The 19,439-nt window shown below is 70.6% G+C and carries 16 protein-coding genes; 15 read left to right on the top strand and 1 reads right to left on the bottom strand.

Going from position 1 to position 19,439, the window contains the following annotated elements:
* Positions 1-28 precede the first annotated feature (28 nt).
* The 14 genes from glmU (at position 29) to AC5020_RS10375 (ending at position 16,841) form a co-directional block, all read left to right on the top strand.
* Complete coding sequence (glmU, locus tag AC5020_RS10440) at positions 29-1,537, top strand: bifunctional UDP-N-acetylglucosamine diphosphorylase/glucosamine-1-phosphate N-acetyltransferase GlmU (protein ID WP_377019582.1); 1,509 nt, start codon at positions 29-31, stop codon at positions 1,535-1,537.
* Complete coding sequence (locus tag AC5020_RS10435; protein WP_377019581.1) at positions 1,534-2,514, top strand: ribose-phosphate diphosphokinase; 981 nt, start codon at positions 1,534-1,536, stop codon at positions 2,512-2,514. Before glmU ends, AC5020_RS10435 begins: the two co-directional genes overlap by 4 nt.
* Positions 2,515-2,813: 299 nt before the next feature.
* Positions 2,814-3,440, top strand: coding sequence for a 50S ribosomal protein L25/general stress protein Ctc (locus AC5020_RS10430; protein WP_464988230.1), 627 nt, complete (start codon positions 2,814-2,816; stop codon positions 3,438-3,440).
* 190 nt (positions 3,441-3,630) lie between these two features.
* Positions 3,631-4,242, top strand: coding sequence for an aminoacyl-tRNA hydrolase (gene pth, locus AC5020_RS10425; RefSeq protein WP_464988229.1), 612 nt, complete (start codon positions 3,631-3,633; stop codon positions 4,240-4,242).
* A gap of 7 nt (positions 4,243-4,249) precedes the next feature.
* Positions 4,250-7,831 (top strand): transcription-repair coupling factor, encoded by a 3,582-nt coding sequence (mfd, locus tag AC5020_RS10420; RefSeq protein WP_464988228.1) that lies wholly within the window; start codon positions 4,250-4,252, stop codon positions 7,829-7,831.
* Positions 7,828-8,592, top strand: coding sequence for a MazG nucleotide pyrophosphohydrolase domain-containing protein (locus AC5020_RS10415; RefSeq protein ID WP_377019577.1), 765 nt, complete (start codon positions 7,828-7,830; stop codon positions 8,590-8,592). Before mfd ends, AC5020_RS10415 begins: the two co-directional genes overlap by 4 nt.
* 65 nt (positions 8,593-8,657) lie before the next feature.
* Complete coding sequence (gene eno / locus AC5020_RS10410; RefSeq protein WP_377019575.1) at positions 8,658-9,941, top strand: phosphopyruvate hydratase; 1,284 nt, start codon at positions 8,658-8,660, stop codon at positions 9,939-9,941.
* A 30-nt stretch (positions 9,942-9,971) separates the two neighbouring features.
* Complete coding sequence (locus tag AC5020_RS10405) at positions 9,972-10,619, top strand: FtsB family cell division protein (protein ID WP_464988227.1); 648 nt, start codon at positions 9,972-9,974, stop codon at positions 10,617-10,619.
* Positions 10,616-11,200 carry a DUF501 domain-containing protein gene (locus AC5020_RS10400; protein WP_494564419.1) on the top strand — a complete coding sequence of 195 codons (585 nt, stop codon included), beginning with the start codon at positions 10,616-10,618 and terminating at the stop codon, positions 11,198-11,200. The genes AC5020_RS10405 and AC5020_RS10400 overlap by 4 nt, the downstream gene beginning before the upstream one ends.
* Entirely contained in the window at positions 11,197-12,150 is a 954-nt protein-coding gene (locus AC5020_RS10395; RefSeq protein WP_464988226.1) for a Ppx/GppA phosphatase family protein, read from the top strand. The genes AC5020_RS10400 and AC5020_RS10395 overlap by 4 nt, the downstream gene beginning before the upstream one ends.
* 68 nt (positions 12,151-12,218) lie before the next feature.
* Positions 12,219-13,592: an NAD(P)/FAD-dependent oxidoreductase gene (locus AC5020_RS10390; RefSeq protein ID WP_464988225.1), complete on the top strand. Its 1,374-nt coding sequence runs from the start codon at positions 12,219-12,221 to the stop codon at positions 13,590-13,592.
* Positions 13,593-13,833: 241 nt separating this feature from the next.
* Positions 13,834-14,700 carry a glucosamine-6-phosphate deaminase gene (gene nagB / locus AC5020_RS10385; protein WP_464988224.1) on the top strand — a complete coding sequence of 289 codons (867 nt, stop codon included), beginning with the start codon at positions 13,834-13,836 and terminating at the stop codon, positions 14,698-14,700.
* Between the two features lie 51 nt (positions 14,701-14,751).
* Complete coding sequence (locus AC5020_RS10380) at positions 14,752-16,248, top strand: NCS2 family permease (protein WP_377794216.1); 1,497 nt, start codon at positions 14,752-14,754, stop codon at positions 16,246-16,248.
* On the top strand, positions 16,248-16,841 hold the full coding sequence (locus tag AC5020_RS10375) for a MarR family winged helix-turn-helix transcriptional regulator (protein WP_464988223.1): 594 nt from the start codon (positions 16,248-16,250) through the stop codon (positions 16,839-16,841). The genes AC5020_RS10380 and AC5020_RS10375 overlap by 1 nt, the downstream gene beginning before the upstream one ends.
* 23 nt (positions 16,842-16,864) lie before the next feature.
* Here AC5020_RS10375 and serC read toward each other — a convergent pair whose 3' ends face one another.
* Positions 16,865-18,022: a phosphoserine transaminase gene (serC, locus tag AC5020_RS10370; RefSeq protein ID WP_464988222.1), complete on the bottom strand. Its 1,158-nt coding sequence runs from the start codon at positions 18,020-18,022 to the stop codon at positions 16,865-16,867.
* 236 nt (positions 18,023-18,258) lie between these two features.
* On the opposite strand from serC, the gene AC5020_RS10365 reads away from it, so the two are divergent.
* Complete coding sequence (locus AC5020_RS10365) at positions 18,259-18,957, top strand: ubiquinone/menaquinone biosynthesis methyltransferase (protein ID WP_464988221.1); 699 nt, start codon at positions 18,259-18,261, stop codon at positions 18,955-18,957.
* Positions 18,958-19,439: the final 482 nt, after the last annotated feature.

The raw sequence follows: 19,439 nt of genomic DNA, 5'->3' as shown, positions 1-19,439 counted from the left end.
CCACCCGTCGATCCGAGGAGCCGCTGACGTGGACAAAGCCGAGACGCCTGCCCCCGCCGCTGTCATCGTTCTGGCCGCAGGCGCCGGGACCCGCATGAAGTCCCGGACGCCGAAGGTGCTCCACGAGATCGGGGGCAGGTCCCTCCTCGTCCATGCGCTCACCGCTGCCGAGGGCACCAGCCCCTCGGAACTGGTCGCCGTGCTGCGCCACGAGCGCGACCTCGTCGCCGAGCACCTCGCCGAGCATGCGCCCGAGGTCACGGTCGCCGACCAGGACGAGATCCCGGGCACGGGCCGCGCGGTCCAGTGCGGTCTCGGCCAGGTCGCGGCCACCGAGGGCACCGTGCTGGTCACCTACGGGGACGTCCCCCTGCTGGATCCGGCCGCCCTGCGGGAGCTCGTCGCCGCGCACGAGGACGCCGGGGCCGCGGTCAGCGTGCTCACCGCGCGGGTGCCGGACCCGACCGGCTACGGTCGCATCCTGCGCAGCGAGGACGGCACCGAGGTGCTGGGCATCGTCGAGCACAAGGACGCCACCGACGCGCAGCGGGGGATCGACGAGATCAACTCCGGGATCTACGCGTTCGACCTGGCCGTGCTGCGCGATGCTCTGGGCCGCCTCGGCACCGACAACGCCCAGGGTGAGATGTACCTGACCGATGTGCTGGCCATCGCCCGTGCTGACGGCCGCGCGGTCCGCGCCGTGGTCACCGCGGACGTCACGATGGTCGAAGGCGTCAACGACCGCGTCCAGCTCGCACAGCTCGGCGCCGAGATGAACCGCCGCATCCTCGAGCGCCACATGCGCGCCGGCGTCACCATCGTCGACCCCGCCACCACCTGGATCGACGCGGATGTCACCATCGCGCAGGACGCGGTGATCCGGCCCGGAGTGCAGCTGCACGGTGCCACCGACATCGGCGAGGACGCCGTGATCGGCCCGGACACCACCCTGCGCGACACCGAGGTCGGCTCCGGCGCCGAAGTGCTGCGCTCCCACGCCGTCCTCGCCCAGATCGGGGCCGGCGCCAGCGTCGGCCCCTTCTCCTATCTGCGGGCAGGCACCGTCCTCGGGGCCGACGGGAAGATCGGCGGGTTCGTCGAGACCAAGAACGCCCAGATCGGCGAGGGTGCCAAGGTTCCCCACCTCAGCTACGTGGGCGACGCCGAGATCGGGGAGGGCACCAACATCGGGGCCGCCACGATCTTCGCGAACTACGACGGGGTGACCAAGAACCGCACCACCGTGGGCAAGCACGTCCGGGTGGGCTCCGACAACATCCTGGTCGCCCCGGTGACCATCGGTGACGGGGCAGCCACCGGCGCGGGCACCACGGTGCGCAAGGATGTGCCGCCGGGTGCTCTGGCCGTCAACGCCGTCGCGCAGCGGAACATGGAAGGATGGACTCTGCGACGCCGTGCGGGGACCGCGGCCGAGGCAGCGGCCCGGGCCGCGCTCGGGACCGAGGACAGCCCCGCCACCGAGACGCCTGCAGGACCTGCCGCCGAGGAGAACCAGGAGCACGAGCAGCGATGAGCGGAATCGTCACCACGGGGGAGAAGCGGCTGGTGCTGGCCTCGGGCCGGTCCCACCCGGTCCTCGCCCAGGAGGTCTCCGAGGAGCTCGGCGTCGAGGTGCTCCCGATGGACGCCTGGGACTTCGCCAACGGCGAGATCTATGTGCGCTACGGGGAGTCCGTTCGAGGGACCGACGTGTTCGTGCTGCAGTCCCACCCCGCGCCCATCAACACCTGGCTGATGGAGCACCTGATCATGATCGACGCCCTCAAGCGGGCGTCGGCCAAGCGGATCACGGCCATCGCCCCGAGCTTCCCCTACGCCCGCCAGGACAAGAAGCACCGCGGCCGCGAGCCGATCTCCGCGCGCCTGGTGGCGGACATGTACGAGACCGCCGGCATCGACCGGATGATCTCCGTGGATCTCCACGCCCCGCAGGTGCAGGGCTACTTCAACCGGCCGCTGGACCACCTGATGGCGCTGCCGATCCTGGCCGACTACATCCTGCGCAGCTACGGCGACGAGGACATCGCCGTGGTCTCCCCGGATGCGGGCCGGATCCGCGTCGCGGAGCAATGGGCCAAGAAGCTCGGCGGGGTCAACCTGGCCTTCATCCACAAGTCGCGCGATGCCAACCGGCCCAACCAGGCCGTCGCCAAGCGCGTGATCGGTGACGTGACCGGCAAGACCTGCATCCTCGTCGACGACATGGTCGACACGGCGGGCACGATCGTGCAGGCGGCCGACGCCCTGGTGGCCAACGGCGCCTCCTCGGTGATCATCGCCACCACCCACCCGATCCTCTCCGACCCCGCCACCGAACGCCTCAAGTCCAGCTCCGTGCGTGAGGTGGTGTGCACCAACACGCTCCCGATCCCGGCGGACAAGAAGTTCGACCGGCTCACGGAGCTCTCCATCGCGCCGCTGATCGCCCGGGCCATCCGGGCCGTCTTCGACGACGGCTCCGTCACCAGCCTGTTCGATGGTGAAGTCTGATCGACGTACTGCGAGCTTGCGAGCGGTAGGAGATCGGATGGTGTGGTCGGGTCTGATCGACGTACTGCGAGCTTGCGAGCGGTAGGAGATCGGACGGAGTGGTCGAGTCCGAGCGGCGCGAGGCTCCTCACGCCGGCGGCGCCACAGGGGCCGCGGCGTGCTAATCTCACCGCGTCACTTCGGCGAGGGAGTGGGCGCTGCCCCCTCCGTGATCGACGCGGTGCGGATGTCCGGGAGCGGTGCTCCCGTGCCCCGTGGCGTCGCTCATCGCCCGCATCCGCACCCACGAGGAGCATCCCATGGCTGAGAAGCTGAACGTCGAACTGCGCGAGGACTTCGGCAAGGGCGCAGCCCGCCGCATCCGCGCCACCGATCGCGTCCCCGCTGTCCTGTACGGACACGGCGAGGCACCGATCCACCTGTCGCTGCCGGGCCACGAGACCGCGCTGGCCGCCCGTAACCCCAATGCGCTGCTCGAGCTCGTCCTGGGGGACGGCGCCCAGCACCTGGCGCTGATCAAGGAGATCCAGCGCCACCCGCTCAAGCGCACGCTGACCCACCTGGACCTGATCACCGTCCGCAAGGGCGAGAAGGTCGACGTCGACATCCCCGTCGTGGTCCACGGCGAGCCGGTCTCCCCGGCGGTCGCCTTCGTCGATCTGCAGGCCATCACCCTCTCGGTCGACGCGCTCAACGTCCCCGAGCAGATCGACATCGACGTGGACGGCACCGAGGACGGTTACCAGCTCTTCGCCGGTGACGTCACGCTGCCCGAGGGCGCCGAGCTGGTCTCCGACGCGGAGCTGCTCGTGCTCAGCGTCTCCGAGCCCCGTGGCGAGGCCTCCGAGGACGAGGAGACCGAGGCCGACGCCGAGAGCGGCGAGGACCCGGCCGAAGGCGACGAGGAGTCTTCCGAGCAGGAGTGACCTCCCCGAGCGGCCCTGCCGGGTCTTCGTCACCGGCTATCCGCTCGATTGCTCACATGCACCGCCCCGGGGCGTCGCGCACTGCGCGGCGCCCCGGTACGGTATCCGGGGCCGCCCGCCACGCCGGGGGCCCAGGCCGTGCCGGGCAGCAGCGCCCGGACGGCGCCGACGCTGCATCGAGGAGCCGTCCATGACCGTGAGCGATCGTCGAGTGGGACCTCATCTGGTGGTCGGCCTCGGCAACCCCGGCGCCAAATACGCTGCGACGCGCCACAACATCGGGCACATGGTCCTCGACCACATCGCCGGTGCCGCCGGTGGCCGCTTCGCCGCCGCTCGCCGGGCCCAGGCCGTCGTGCTCGAGGGCCGGCTCGGTGTGCCGGGCTCGGGCGAGCGCGCGATCCTCGCCAAGACCACCACCTACATGAACGTCTCCGGCGGGCCCGTCAAGGCGCTCGCCTCCTACTACGACATCCCGCCGGAGCGGATCGTCGTCGTCCACGACGAGGTCGACATCCCGTTCGAGGCCGTCCGCCTCAAGCTCGGAGGCGGCGAGGGCGGCCACAACGGCCTGCGCGACATCACCAGGGCGCTCGGGACCAAGGACTACCTGCGTATCCGGGTCGGCGTCGGCCGCCCCACCGGGTCCCGCGACACCGCCGACCATGTGCTGGCGCCCTTCACCGCCGCCGAGCGCAAGCGCCTCGACCTCGTGATCGCCGACGCCGCCGACGCGGTCGAGTCCGTCGTCCTCGAGGGCCTGACCACGGCCCAGCAGCGATTCCACTCCCCGAAGGCGTGACACCTCGATGAGCACCACCACCCACGCACCCGCCACCTCCACCCGGGCACCGCTGTCTCCGCTGCTCGACCAGCTCTCCGAGGGCCGAGACCTCACCGCGGTCCGCACCCTCGTCGAGGACGGATCGGGCACCGGCGAGGGCGGCAGCATCGTCGCGGCCACCGCCCTGTTCCCCTTCGTCGTCGCCGATCTCGCGCGCCGCGCGAGCGCCGAGCACCCCCTGGTCGTGGTGACCCCCACCACCCGCGCCGCCGAGGATGTCCGCTCGGCACTGTCGGCTCTGGTCGGCACCGAGCACCTCGCCGAGCTCCCGGCCTGGGAGACGCTCCCTCACGAGCGGCTCTCCCCGCGAGCCGACACCGTCGCCAAGCGGCTGGCGACGCTGCGGCGCATCGCCCATCCGGAGTCCGAGGATCCGGTGCATGTGCTGATGATGCCGGTGCGCTCCCTGCTCCAGCCCATCGCCACCGGGCTCGGCGACCTGGCACCGGTGCGCGCGGCCGTCGGCGACACGTACCCGCTCGAGGATCTCGAACGGGACCTGGTCGACGCCGCCTACGTCCGGGTGGACATGGTGGAGAAGCGCGGCGAGTTCGCAGTGCGCGGCGGCATCCTCGACGTGTTCCCGCCCACCGAGCCGCATCCCGTGCGCGTGGACCTCTTCGGTGACGACGTCGATGAGGTGCGCTACTTCTCGGTCGCCGACCAGCGCTCCCTCGACCCGGCGCCGCGAGGGCTCGACGCCCCGCCCTGCAGAGAGATCCCCCTGACCCCTGCCGTGCGAGAGCGCGCCCGGACCATGGCCGACGAGCTGCCCGGCGCACGCGACCTGCTGCTGCGGATCGCCGACGGGATCGCCGCCGACGGCATGGAATCCCTCAGCCCGGTCCTGGTCGACGGGATGGAGCAGGTCACCGACACCCTCCCCGAGGGCTCACGCTTCCTGGTCCTGGACCCGGAGAAGTCCCGCGCCCGCGCGGAGGAGCTGGTGGCCACCACCGATGAGTTCCTCGCCGCCGCCTGGTCCAGCGCCGCCGCCGGCGGCGGGCTGCCGATCGACGTGGGCGAGGCGAGCTTCGTGCCGCTGGCCGAGGCCGAGCGGCATGCCCGCGAGGGTGGCCGCCCCTGGTTCACCCTGGCTCCCTTCGGACTGGATGCCGACGTCGACCTCACCACCTCCTCACGCACCCACCCGGGCTATTCGGGCAAACCCGGTGACGCCGCGAAGGATCTGGAGAAGCGCCGCCAGGACGGCTGGTCGGTGCTGGCCACCATGGTCGGTGCCGGTGGTGCCCGGCACGTCACCGAGAACCTCCGCGGCGAGGGCATGCCCGCCGTGTTCACGCCAGAGCTGGAGGGGCCCGTGGCTCCGGGCGAGGCCGTGGTCACCGTCGGCCCGTTCCCGGAGGGCCTGATCGACGAGGACGCCCGCGTGATCCTCGCCTCCGAGCGGGACCTGACCGGCAAATCCGGTGCCCGCCGCGCCGAGGAGCGCCGGATGCCCTCGCGCCGGCGCAACGTCGTCGACCCCCTGCAGCTGCGCCCCGGCGACCACGTCGTCCACTCTCACCACGGCGTCGGGCGCTTCGTGGAGATGACCAGCCGCACCGTCGGCACCGGCGCCAAGCGCACCACCCGCGAGTACCTGGTCATCGAGTACGCGGCCTCGAAGAAGGGCCAGCCCGGGGACCGCCTCTACGTCCCCAGCGACCAGATCGACCAGGTCACCAAGTACGTCGGCGGCGAGGAGCCGGCCGTCAACAAGATGGGCGGCTCGGACTGGGCCAAGACCAAGTCCCGTGCCCGCAAGGCCATCCGCGAGATCGCCGATGAGCTGGTGCGGCTGTACTCGGCCCGGCAGTCCGCGCCCGGCCACGCCTTCGGGCCGGACACTCCGTGGCAGCGCGAGCTCGAGGATTCCTTCGAGTTCATCGAGACCCCGGACCAGCTCTCGACCATCGAGGACGTCAAGGCGGACATGGAGAAGCCGGTCCCCATGGACCGATTGATCCTCGGCGACGTCGGCTACGGCAAGACGGAGATCGCGGTGCGCGCCGCCTTCAAGGCCGTCCAGGACGGCAAGCAGGTCGCCGTCCTCGCCCCCACCACGCTGCTGGCCCAGCAGCATCTGGACACCTTCACCGAGCGCTACGCCGGCTTCCCCGTCACCGTGCGGGGCCTCTCGCGCTTCCAGAGCGCCGCGGATTCCGAGCGCACCGTCGAGGGCATCGCCGACGGCAGCGTGGACGTGGTCATCGGCACCCACCGGCTGCTGACCGGCAACGTCCGGTTCAAGGACCTGGGGCTGCTGATCGTCGACGAGGAGCAGCGCTTCGGGGTCGAGCACAAGGAGACGCTGAAGGCGCTGCGCACCAACGTGGACGTGCTGGCGATGTCCGCCACCCCGATCCCGCGCACACTGGAGATGGCCGTGACCGGGATCCGGGAGATGTCGATCCTGGCCACGCCGCCGGAGGAGCGCCACCCGGTGCTCACCTACGTCGGGGTCCAGGACGACAAGCAGCTCACGGCGGCAATCCGCCGCGAGCTGCTGCGCGAGGGCCAGGTCTTCTACGTCCACAACCGGGTCGAGGACATCGATCGGGTCGCGAACCATCTGCGCGAGCTGGTGCCCGACGCCCGGGTCCAGGTGGCCCACGGCAAGATGAACGAGGCCCAGCTGGAGCGCGTCATCATCGACTTCTGGGAGCGCGACTTCGACGTGCTGGTGTGCACCACCATCGTCGAGACCGGCCTGGACATCTCCAACGCCAACACCCTGATCGTGGAGAACGCCGACAAGTTCGGTCTCTCCCAGCTCCATCAGCTGCGCGGGCGTGTGGGCCGCTCCAGCGAGCGCGCCTACTCCTACTTCCTCTACAACGGCGCGAAGCCCCTGACCGAGACCGCCCATGACCGGCTGACCACCCTGGCGACCAACACCGACCTCGGGGCCGGCATGCAGGTGGCGATGAAGGACCTCGAGATCCGCGGCGCCGGCAACCTGCTGGGCGGCGAGCAGTCCGGCCACATCGCCGGCGTCGGGTTCGACCTGTACGTGCGGATGGTGGGTGAGGCGGTCGCGGCCTTCCGCGGGGAAGGGGCTGCGCCGGAGAAGGAGATCCGCGTCGAGCTGCCGCTGGACGCGCACGTCCCGCACGACTACATCGGCTCCGAGCGGCTCCGGCTGGAGGCGTACTCGAAGCTCTCCGCGGTGCGGGAGCTCTCCGAGATCGAGCAGATCCGTTCCGAGCTCACCGACCGCTACGGCCCCCCGCCGGCGCCGGTCGAGGTGCTGCTGGACGTCGCGCGCTTCCGCATCGATGCGCGCGCCGCCGGCATCGACGAGGTCCAGGCCCAGGGCAAGATGATCCGCTTCGCCCACCTCGAGGTGCCGGACTCCGCGGCGATGCGCATGAAGCGCCTCTACCCGGGCACGCTGCTGAAACCCACCACCCGCCAGGTGCTGGTGCCGCGGCCCACCACCTCCCGCTTCGGGGGGACGGAGCTGCGTGACCACGAGCTGCTGGACTGGGCGCGCGAGGTGCTGGGCACGCTCGTGCCCGCCCCGGTAGCCTCGCCCTCGTGAACGACCCACGTGAGGCGGACCCTGCTCCCGCTCGCGGCAGTGAGCTGCTGCGAGCGGTCGAGGTGATGGAGGCCCTCCGCGCGGCCGACGGGGATGCCTGGACGCACCAGCAGACCCACGCGTCGCTCGCGCGATACCTGCTGGAGGAGACCTACGAGGTCCTCGAGGTGATCGACGACCCGTCGGCCCATGGACCCGGCGCGCTGGCCGACGAGCTCGGCGACCTGCTGTTCCAGATCCTCTTCCACGCCCGTGTGGGGCAGGAGTCCGACCCGGCCTGGGACATCGATGACGTGGCACGTGCCTTCGTCGCCAAGATGGAGCGGCGCAACCCGCACGTCTTCGGTGAGAACCGCACCGAGACGCTCGAGGACCCCGGCGACGTCGAGGAGATCATCGCCCAGTGGCATGCCGCCAAAGCCGCGGAGCGACGGGCCTCCGGTCAGGGCGAGAAGGGCTGGTTCGAGGGCATCCCCGCCCAGCTGCCCGCACTGCAGAGCGCCGCCAAAGTGGTCCATCGGGCACGCTCGGCCGGGCGGCTGGACGAGCTGCTCGAGGCTGCCGACGGTGCGGCGGCGGCCGAGGACTCCGGGCAGTGGGGAGGGAACCTCGGGCGCTCCCTGCTGGACCTCGTGGTCACCGCTGAGGCGCGCGATGACGACCCCGAGACCGCGCTGCGGGCGCTGCTGACCCGCATGGCCGCAGCCGGTGAGCCCACGCGCCAGGACCCCGCGGCGGGCGGCGCGCACCACACGGCCTAGACTGTCCGAGGACGGTCAGCGCCGACCGGCCGTGACGGATCTTCACCCGAAGGAAGGAACAGCCCATGGCAGCTCTGATCGATGCCGTTCACGCCCGCGAGATCCTCGATTCCCGAGGAAACCCCACCGTCGAGGTGGAGATCCTCCTCGACGACGGCACCTTCGCCCGCGCCGAGGTGCCCTCCGGCGCGTCGACCGGTGCCTTCGAGGCCGTCGAGCGCCGTGACGGCGACAAGGACCGCTACCTGGGCAAGGGCGTCGAGCAGGCCGTCGCGGCCGTCATCGCCGACATCCAGCCCAAGATCCTGGGCATGGACGTCCAGGAGCAGCGTGCGATCGACGCCGTGATGAACGAGACCGACGGCACGGACAACAAGGGCGCCCTGGGAGCCAATGCCATCCTCGGCGTGTCCCTGGCCGTGGCGCGCGCCGCCGCGGACTCCGCCGGGGTGCCGCTGTACCAGTACGTCGGCGGTGCGAACGCCCACATCCTGCCGGTGCCGATGATGAACATCCTCAACGGCGGATCCCACGCGGATTCGAACGTCGACATCCAGGAGTTCATGATCGCCCCCATCGGCGCGGAGAGCTTCTCCGAGGCCCTCCGGGTCGGCGCCGAGGTGTACCACGCCCTGAAGTCCGTGCTCAAGGACCGCGGGCTGGCCACCGGTCTCGGCGACGAGGGCGGCTTCGCCCCGAACCTCGACTCCAACCGCGCCGCGCTGGATCTGATCGTCGAAGCGATCGGCAAGGCCGGCTACGAGGCCGGCAAGGACGTGGCCCTGGCGCTGGACGTCGCCGCCTCCGAGTTCTTCGCCGACGGCTCCTACACCTTCGAGGGCACCTCGAAGTCCTCCACCGAGCTGATCGACTACTACGCCGAGCTCGTCGAGTCCTACCCGCTGGTCTCCATCGAGGACCCGCTGGACGAGGACGACTGGGAGGGCTGGAAGGCCATGACCGACCGCGTCGGCGCCAAGGTCCAGCTCGTGGGCGACGACCTCTTCGTCACCAACCCCGAGCGACTCGGCCGCGGCATCGAGGAGGGCTCCGCCAACGCCCTGCTGGTCAAGGTCAACCAGATCGGCTCCCTCTCGGAGACCCTCGACGCCGTGGACCTCGCCCACCGCGCGGGCTTCAAGGCCATGATGTCCCACCGCTCCGGTGAGACCGAGGACACCACCATCGCCGATCTCGCCGTGGCCACCAACTGCGGCCAGATCAAGTCCGGTGCCCCCGCCCGCGGGGAGCGCGTGGCGAAGTACAACCAGCTGCTGCGCATCGAGGAGGAGCTGGACGAGGCCGCGCGCTACGCGGGTGCCTCCGCCTTCCCGCGTTTCTCGATCTGAGATCCCTCTCGAGGTTGTAACCTCGTGCGCATGAGCAACAGACGACCGGGCGCCCCGCGATCAGCGCGGCGCCCGGTCTCTGCGTCCGGGGCCCGTCGCCCCACGACGCGGACGACCGGGCGCCCCGCCGCGAAGGGTGCCCCCGGCTCCCGCAACCGCGGCCCTGCCGCGGCCTCCCGTCCCCGCAGCACCGCTCCGCGCGGCCCGGAGGAGGACGGTCCCGGGGTCGTCATCACCCGCCGCACCCTCGCGCTGGTCGCGCTGGTCGTCATCGCCCTCGCAGCGCTCGTGCCCACCGTGAACTCCTACGTCGCCCAGCGTCAGCAGCTCTCCGAGCTGCGGGCACAGGTCCAGCGGCAGGAGGAGGAGGTCGAGGACCTGCGCACCCAGGTCGACCGCTGGGAGGATCCTGCCTACGTCGCCGCGCGCGCCCGCGAACGCCTGCTGTTCGCGATGCCCGGCGAGACGCAGTACCTGCTCACCGACACCTCCGGCCGGGACGTCCCGCTGACCGAGGCCGAGCAGGCGGCCGAGAAGGCCCGGGAGGGCGAATGGTTCTCCACGCTCTGGGAGAGCGTGGAGGGATCCAGCCGCGTCACTGCCGAGGACATCCCCGACGAACCCGGCTCCACCGACGAGGACGCCGCCGACGAGCCCCCCGAGGACCCCGACCAGTGACATCCCTTCCGCCCCTGCCCTTCGAGTCCCCGGCCACCGCCCATGACCTCGAGGTGATGCGGGACCAGCTGGGACGGGAGATGCGAGGTGTGGTCTCCATCGCCAGACGCTGCGGCTGCGGGCGTCCTGCAGTGGTCCGCACAGCGCCCCGGCTGGAGGACGGCACCCCGTTCCCCACCTCCCTGTACCTCACCCTGCCGTGGCTCACGCTCGAACTCTCCCGCCTCGAATCGACCGGGGTGATGGCCGAGCTGACCGACCGGCTCGCCACCGACGAGTCGCTCGCGGAGGGCTATCGACTGGCCCACGAGCGCTATCTCGCCCGACGCCAGGAATTGGGCGAGGCCGAGGAGGTCCGCCACGTCAGCGCCGGGGGCATGCCCACCCGGGTGAAGTGCCTTCACGCCCTGGCCGCGCAGGCCCTCGCAGAGGGCACCGGGGTCAATCCCGTCGCCGACGAGGCACTCGGACGGATCCGCGGTGCGGCTCCCGAGCTGATGTGCCGGTGCGCGCACGACCTCGACGCGCAGGACCCCGACCCGCATGATCCCGACCCACACGACTCCCAGGAGCAGCGATGACCGTCCCCGTCGCCGCCATCGACTGCGGCACCAATTCCATCCGTCTGCTCATCGCGCGGCGCGAGAACGACGGCCCCGGCCTCGTGGACGTCGAGCGCCGGCTCGCGATGGTGCGACTCGGACTCGGCGTGGACCGGACCGGCAGCCTCGACCCCGTGGCCGTCGAGCGCACGCTGGACGCCGCGACGCGGTACCAGCAGCTGATCGAGCACCACGGAGTCGCCCCCGAGAACGTGCGCTTCGTGGCGACATCGGCCACCCGGGACGCCTCCAACCGTGACGTGTTCATCGACGGCATCCGCGCGATCCTCGGGGTGAGCCCCGAGGTGATCACGGGCGACGAGGAGGCCGCGCTCTCCTTCCGCGGCGCCGTCAGCACGGTCGAGGCCCTGCCCGAGGGGCCACGGCTGGTGGTGGACATCGGCGGCGGGTCCACCGAGCTGGTGCTGGGCACCGAGACCCCGACCCATCGCATCAGCATGGACATCGGCTCCGTGCGCCTGACCGAACGTCACCTCGCCACCGACCCGCCCACCGAGGCGGAGATCGCGGCCGCCACCGCGGACATCGACCTCCTCCTCGAGGACGCGGCGCGAGAGGTGCCCCTGGACCGCGCGGCCGCCCTCGTCGGCGTCGCCGGCACGATCACCACCCTCACCGCCGTCGCCGAGGGACTGACGGAATACCGGCCCGACGTCACCCACGGTGCGACCCTGCAGATCCCGGACGTCGAGCGGATCTGCCGCGACCTGCTTTCCCAGAGCCGCGCGCAGCGTTCCCGGCACACCACGATCCACCCCGGACGCATCGACGTGATCGGCGCCGGAGCGCTGATCTGGTCGCGGATCATGCGCCGCGTGGCCGACGCCTCGGGCGTCACCGAGACCCGCACCAGCGAGCACGACATCCTCGACGGCATGGCGCTGGACCTGCTCGACCGCGCCCGCTGAGTCCACCGCCGCGTCACGCGGGGCGGACCGTTTTTGTGTGACGGCCGCGACGGTCATAGGCTGTGCCCATGAACACCACTTTCGGCGGCAAGCCCCATGTCCTGATCCTCGGCGGCGGGTCCGTCGGCCAGACGACCGCGTCCGAGCTGCGCAAGACCCTCGGCTCCGAGGTCGCGATCACCGTCGTCGACCCGCGCCCGTACATGACCTACGCGCCCTTCCTCCCCGAGGTCGGTGCCGGCAGCATCGATCCCCGCAACGCTCTCGCGCCCCTGCGCAAGATGCTCCCGGGGACGAAGGTCGTCACCGGTTCGGTGACCAGCATCCGCAGCGCGGAGAGCACGGTGGTGGTCAACACCGAGGAGGACGTGCAGCTCGAGATCACCTACGACTACCTGGTCGTCGGCCTCGGCGCCGTCCCGCGCCTGCTGCCCATCCCGGGCCTGGCGGAGAACGCCATCGGCTTCAAGTGGATCGAGGAGGCCGTCGCGGTGCGCGACCGGATCCTCGCCAACCTCGCCGAGGCGGCGTCGACCAAGGATCCCAAGATCCGCAAGCGGCTGCTGACCTTCACCTTCATCGGTGGCGGATTCGCCGGCGGCGAGGCGATCGCCGAGACCGAGGACATGGTCCGCGACGCCCTGCGCTACTACCCCGACCTCCACGCCTCGGACATCCGCTTCGTGCTGATCGACGCCGCTCCGTTCGTCTTCCCCGAGCTCTCCGAGGATCAGCGCGCCTACGTGCTGAACCAGCTGCGCGAGCGCGGCATCGAGGTCAAGCTGGAGACCTTCTTGAACTCCGCCGAGGACGGCGTGATCAAGACCAGCGACGGCGACGAGTTCGAGTCCGACCTGCTGGTGTGGAACGCCGGCGTCAAGCCGGCCCCGGTGCTGTCCGATTCGGACGTCTCGGATCTGCCTGTCATCACCGAGCGCGGCCCCATGATGGGCAAGCTCGAGGCCCTCGCCGATCTCCGCGTCAACGGCACCGACGGTCCGCTGGACAATGTGTTCTCCGCCGGCGACTGCGCGGCCGTGCCGGATCTGGCCTCCGGCGAGGGCAAGTTCTGCCCGCCCAACGCGCAGCACGCCACCCGTCAGGGCAAGCGTGTGGCCGACAACATCGCGCGCTCCGTGCAGGGGCGGCCGCTGGTGGACTACTACCACAAGAACCTCGGCGTCATGGCGACCCTCGGTATGTACAAGGGAGTCTGCCGGCTCAACCTGGCGGACAAGGAGCTGGACGTCCGTGGCCTGCCGGCCTGGGCCCTGGCTCGCTCCTACCACCTCTACGCGATGCCGACCATGGGCCGGAAGGCGGCCGTCGTCGCGGGCTGGGCGACCAACCTGCTCTCCCGTCGCGACATCGTCGGCATTCCGCAGACCTCGACCCCGCGCGCGGCGTTCGAGTACGCCGCGAACACCGGCAAGAAGAAGTGAGCCGACCAGGGGACGCCGCCTGAGCATCGCGTTCTCCCACCCATGACGAGGCACCGTCGCGCACAGCGCGGCGGTGCCTTGTCGTATGTCGGCATCGTGTGACGTTGCGGGCGAGCCGCGCCCACCCACAGCCATCACTCCGGTGACCGAGTATGCTCATTTACATCACGAAGTGAGCGTGAACGGCCATGCGGAACGGCGTGGCAGGCCGGGCGCTCGACGAGCAGGAGGGAAGATCCCGATGGATATCCACATCGTGGCGGACGCCGAGGCGGGCGCGCAGGTCGTCGCCGACGTCTTCGAACAGACGGTGCGCGGAGCCCGGGACGCGCAGTATCCCGTACCGCGGCCGGGGGAGGGCACTGCCCCGGCCTCTCCGGGGCGGACCGGCGCCGTGCTCGGCCTCGCGACCGGTTCCACGCCGGTCCCGGCGTACACCGAGCTGATCCGCCGCCACCGCGAGGAGGGACTCTCCTTCGCCGGCACCCGCGCGTTCCTGCTCGACGAGTACGTCGGACTGCCCCCGGACCACGAGCAGAGCTATCACCGGTTCATCCGGGAGAACTTCACCTCCCACATCGACATCGACGACGCCGCCGTGCATTCTCCCGATGGCTCCGCCGCCGACCCCGTCGCCGAAGCAGCGCAGTACGACCGGCGCATCGCCGAGGCCGGCGGCGTGGACCTGCAGATCCTCGGGATCGGATCCAACGGGCACATCGCGTTCAACGAGCCCGGCAGCTCCCTGGCCTCCCGCACCCGCGTGATCGGACTGACACGCCGGACGATCTCCGACAACGCCCGGTTCTTCGACGACGTCCAGGACGTCCCCGTGCGCGCCCTCAGCCAGGGGCTCGGCACCATCCGCGAGGCACGCCGCATCGTGCTGAGCGCCACCGGCGAGGGCAAGGCCGAAGCCGTCGCACAGCTCGCCGAGGGCGCGATCAGCGCCCGGTGGCCGGCGACCTGCCTGCAGCTGCACCCGGATGTGGTCGTCGTCGTGGACGAAGCCGCAGCCTCGCGCCTGGAGCTGGCCGACTACTACCGGTATGCCCGCGCGCTGGAGAGTGAGCACTCCGCCGCGGGGTCCGACCGACGTCACAGCTGAGCGGACCGGCTGCGCACGACGGGGCTGTGTGCGGCCGGATACGATCACTGCATGCAGCAGGCTGACCCCTCCTCGTCCCCCTCCTCGACGGCCGTGGCGCCGCGCTCCGGTCTCGACCGGTTTTTCCAGATCTCCGAGCGCGGCTCGACCGTGCCCCGCGAGATCCGCGGCGGGTTGGTCACCTTCTTCTCGATGTGCTACATCGTGGTGCTGAACCCGCTGATCATCGGCACGGTGCCGGACTCGACCGGCCAGTATCTCGGCGGGGGGACGGAGCCGAATCTGCCCGCCGTCGCCGCCGGCACCGCGCTCATCGCCGGGTTGCTGAGCATCTTCATGGGCGCCTGGGCGAAGTTCCCCCTGGCCCTGGCGACAGGGCTCGGCCTGAACGCCTACATCGCCTACTCCGTGGCGCCGCTGCCCGGAATGACCTGGGGCGGCGCGATGGGCCTCGTCCTGCTCGAGGGCGTGGTGATCCTGATCCTGGTCCTCACGGGCTTCCGCAAGGCCGTCTTCGACGCGGTGCCACCCTTCCTCAAGACCGCGATCGCTGTCGGCATCGGGCTGTTCATCGCGTTCCTGGGCCTGTTCAACGCCAAGTTCGTGACCACGGCGGCCAGCACCCCGGTCCAGCTCGGCAACGACGGCTCCCTCACCGGTTGGCCGACCTTCGTGTTCGTCGCCGGTCTGCTGCTCATGCTGATCCTGTGGGTCCGCAAGGTCCCCGGTGCCATCCTGATCGCGATCGTCTCCGCGACCGTGCTGGCGATCCTCATCGAACAGGTGCTGGGTCTCGGCGCGTGGGCTCCGGCCGATGAATCCGGCAACGGCAACCCCGGCGGCTGGGCGATGAACGTGCCCACCCTGACCGACTTCCCGATCCAGGCTCCGGATTTCGCGACCCTGTTCACGGTCGACCCCATCGGTGGCATCACCGCCGCGGGCGGCATCGGCGCCCTCGTCATCGTCTTCTCCCTGCTGCTGGCGGACTTCTTCGACACCATGGGCACGATGGTGGGCGTCGCCTCCGGGGCGGACCTGGTCGACGAACGCGGCGACATCCCGCGCTCCCAGCGCATCCTGGTGGTCGACTCCGTCGGGGCGATCGCCGGCGGCGTCGGGGGCGTCTCCTCGAACACGAGCTTCGTGGAGTCGACCTCCGGCGTGGCCGAGGGCGCCCGGACGGGTCTCAGCGCCGTGGTCGTCGGGATCGCCTTCCTGCTGACGACGTTCCTGTCGCCCCTGGTCGCCCTGGTGCCGTACGAGGCAGCCACCCCGGCTCTGGTCACGGTCGGCTTCCTGATGATGACCCAGATCACCGACATCGACTTCACCGACGTCGAGATCGCGCTGCCGGCGTTCCTGACCATCATCCTGATGCCCTTCGCCTATTCGATCACCGTCGGCATGGGCGCGGGCTTCATCATGTACGTCCTGATCCGCGTGGTGCGGGGCAAGGGACGCGAGGTGCACTGGCTCATGTACCTCATCGCTGTGCTCTTCGTCGTGTACTTCCTCCGCGGAGCGATCGAGAGCCTGCTGCTGTGATGGCCGACGACGACCAGGATCCGACCGGACCGGGCCGCCCTCCAGCGGGCGCGGACGGGCCGGAGGGCGTCGACGGTGCCGTGGGCGCTGACGGCGCGGGGCGGGCGGATGGCGCTACGGGCGACGTTTCTGGCGGCGAGGGCTCTGTCGGCGATGTTTCTGGCGGCGACGTCGCGGAGCTGGCCGCCGAACTGCGACGCGTCCTCCTGGTCTCCTCCCGCATCCTCCGCTCGCACACCGCCTCCGAGGACGTCTCCGCTTCGCAGTACTCGGTCCTGGCCTATCTCCAGCGCACCGGGCAGTCGACGCCCGGGGCGCTCGCAGACTTCGAGCACGTCACGCCGCCGGTGATGACCAGGATCCTCGGTCGGCTCGAGGAAGCGGGGATGGTGACCAGAGCTGCCCACCCCGGGGATGGACGCCAGGTACGCGTGACGCTCACCGACGCCGGCGAGCAGGTGGTCCTGCGCGGCCGCGCCGAACGCGACGAGTGGCTCCGCTCCCGCATCCAGGAGGCCGGCCCCGAGGAGCGGGACACGTTGCGCGAGGCGGCCGAGCTGCTGCGCCGGACCCTCATCGAACGTCGGGACTGACCGCTCCGGGATCCGGCGCCGCGTCAGGCGGAGCGACCCAGCACGTGATCCAGCACGGAGATCAGCGAGGCCACATCATCCGGTGCCACCGCCGGGAACGTGGCGATGCGCAGCTGGTTGCGGCCCAGCTTGCGGTACGGCTCGATGTCCACGACCCCGTGGGCCCTCAGCACGGCGGTGATCGCCGTGGCATCGATCGCCTCGTCCACGTCCAGAGTGGTCACCACCTGCGACCGTGCATGTGCCTCACCGACGAACGGTGTGATCTCACCGCGGCGCGCCGCCCAGTCGTGCAGCATCCCGCTGGTGGTCCGGGTCCGCTCATCGGCCCAGGCCAGGCCGCCCTTGGCCAGGAGCCAGTCGATCTGCTCGGCGAGCATCACGAGGGTGGCCACGGCCGGCGTGTTGAGGGTCTGGTCCTTGCGAGAGTTGTCGATGGCTGCCGTCAGTGAGAGGAACGACGGGATCCAGCGGTTGGCATCGGCCTCGAGGCGCTGGGCCCGCTCGAGCGCCGCGGGGGAGAGCAGCGCGAGCCACAGCCCGCCGTCGGAGGCGAAGGCCTTCTGCGGCGCGAAGTAGTAGGCGTCGGTCTCGGCGATGTCGACCATCACCCCGCCGGCGGCCGACGTCGCATCGATCATCACGAGCTGGTCCGCTCCGGCGCCGGCCGGGCGGCGCACGGGAGCCATCACTCCGGTCGACGTCTCGTTGTGGGGCCACGCGTAGGCATCGACATCGTCGCGAGCCGCCGCTTCCGGCAGGGCACCGGGGTCGGCGCGGATCAGCTCGGGCTCGGCCAGGTGGGGGGCGCCGGCGACCTCGGAGGCGAACTTCTGGGAGAACTCGCCCAGCACCAGGTGCTGGGAGCGGGACTCGATCAGCCCGAAGGCCGCGATGTCCCAGAACGCTGTGGAGCCCCCGTTCCCGAGGACCACCTCATACCCCTCGGGGAGGGAGAAGAGCTCGCGCAGGCCGGCGCGGATACGCCCGACGAGCTGCTTGACCGGTGCCTGGCGGTGCGAGGTGCCCAGCACCTCGCGGGAGACGGAACGCAGCACATCGACCTGCTCGTCCCGGATCCGGGAGGGACCGGAGCCGAAGCGACCATCGGCGGGCAGGAACTCCCGGGGGATGGACAGACCGCGGATGGTCTCGGCACGGAGGGTGCGGGCATCGGACATCAGCTGCTCCTCGAGATGGGTGGGCCGGTGCCGCCGGGGACCCGGCGGGCGGGACCATCCTGCCAGGGGCGCGGGCGTCGGCCGAGACCGGTCCGCGCCGGCGCGGATCCCTGCTGTGCCGGTGCGCTCTGCGACTGGACTCTCCGCGCCCGGCCCGGTCGTCCGGCCCCCGCGCCCGGTCCCGGGTATCGACGCACCACGCCCTGTCCCGTCCGGGTACATGGCAGGATCGGATCATGAGCCGTGCCGATCTGGAGAAGCAGCCGTACGACGTCGCGGGGATGTTCGACAGCATCGCCAAGCGCTACGACCTCATCAACGACGTGGTGGGACTCGGGCAGGTGCGGATGTGGCGCGAAGCGATGGTCGACGCGCTCGAGATCCCTCAGGGCGGCACCGTGCTCGACCTCGCGGCGGGCACCGGGACCTCGTCCTCGGCGATCGCACGGTCCGGTGCGCGCGTGGTCGCGGCCGACTTCTCCTTGGGGATGATGCGCGAGGGGCGGCGCCGGGGGGAGCCCGTGCCCTTCGTCGGGGCCGACGCCCAGCGCCTCCCGTTCGCGACCGACGCGTTCGACGCGGCGGTGATCTCCTTCGGCCTGCGCAACGTCCAGCACCCGCGCGCCGCGCTCGCGGAGATGGTGCGCGTGGTGCGCGGGGGAGGCACGGTCGTGGTGTGCGAGTTCTCGACCCCGAGCTCCCGTGTCTTCCGCACGGCGTACGAGAGGTACCTGCTGCGCGCGCTTCCCACGGTCGCGCGGCGGCTGACCACCAGCGGTGACGCGTATGACTACCTCGCCGAGTCGATCCTGGAGTGGCCGGACCAGGAGGAGCTGAGGGGTTGGTTCCTCGAGAGCGGCCTCGAGCGGGCGCAGTACCGGAACCTCACCGGAGGCATCGTCGCGCTGCACCGGGGCGTCGTGCGTCACTCCTGATCGGGCACTTCGCGCTCGGTGACCCGGGCTCGGGAACCCACCTGCCGACCGATCAAGCCTCTGACCAGCGTCTTTGTAAGTTACCGGCCAGTGTGGCGCAGACCACCGCCGCGAAGGCCGTTCTGGCTTGACGGCACCTGGCGATCTGCGTAATGTTCTTCCTCGTGCCCAGCCGAACGGGACAGCGGGACAGCCGAGAGGTTGGAACGCGAAACCCGGTCCGAGCAGGCACAACGGATCTCTCCGAAATCCGGCGCGGCGCGAGTCACATCGCACCGAGTTGACAAGGAGAACCGGAACCCCTAAGTTATAAGGGTTGCCCCGGAGCAAAGAGCCTAGCGGCTTGGAGCACCGAGTGCGCGTGTTGCTTGATATCTCAATAGCGTGTCTGTTTGTTGATGCCAATATTTGATTGGCAAATTTTAACGGATGATACAGCAGTTATATGCTGGTTGTTTGTTGTTTGCCAGGGTTTTTTCTAT

It is taken from the genome of Brachybacterium sp. SYSU DS0246 (assembly GCF_059391765.1).
This window is presented reverse-complemented; position numbering and strand designations above follow the sequence as displayed.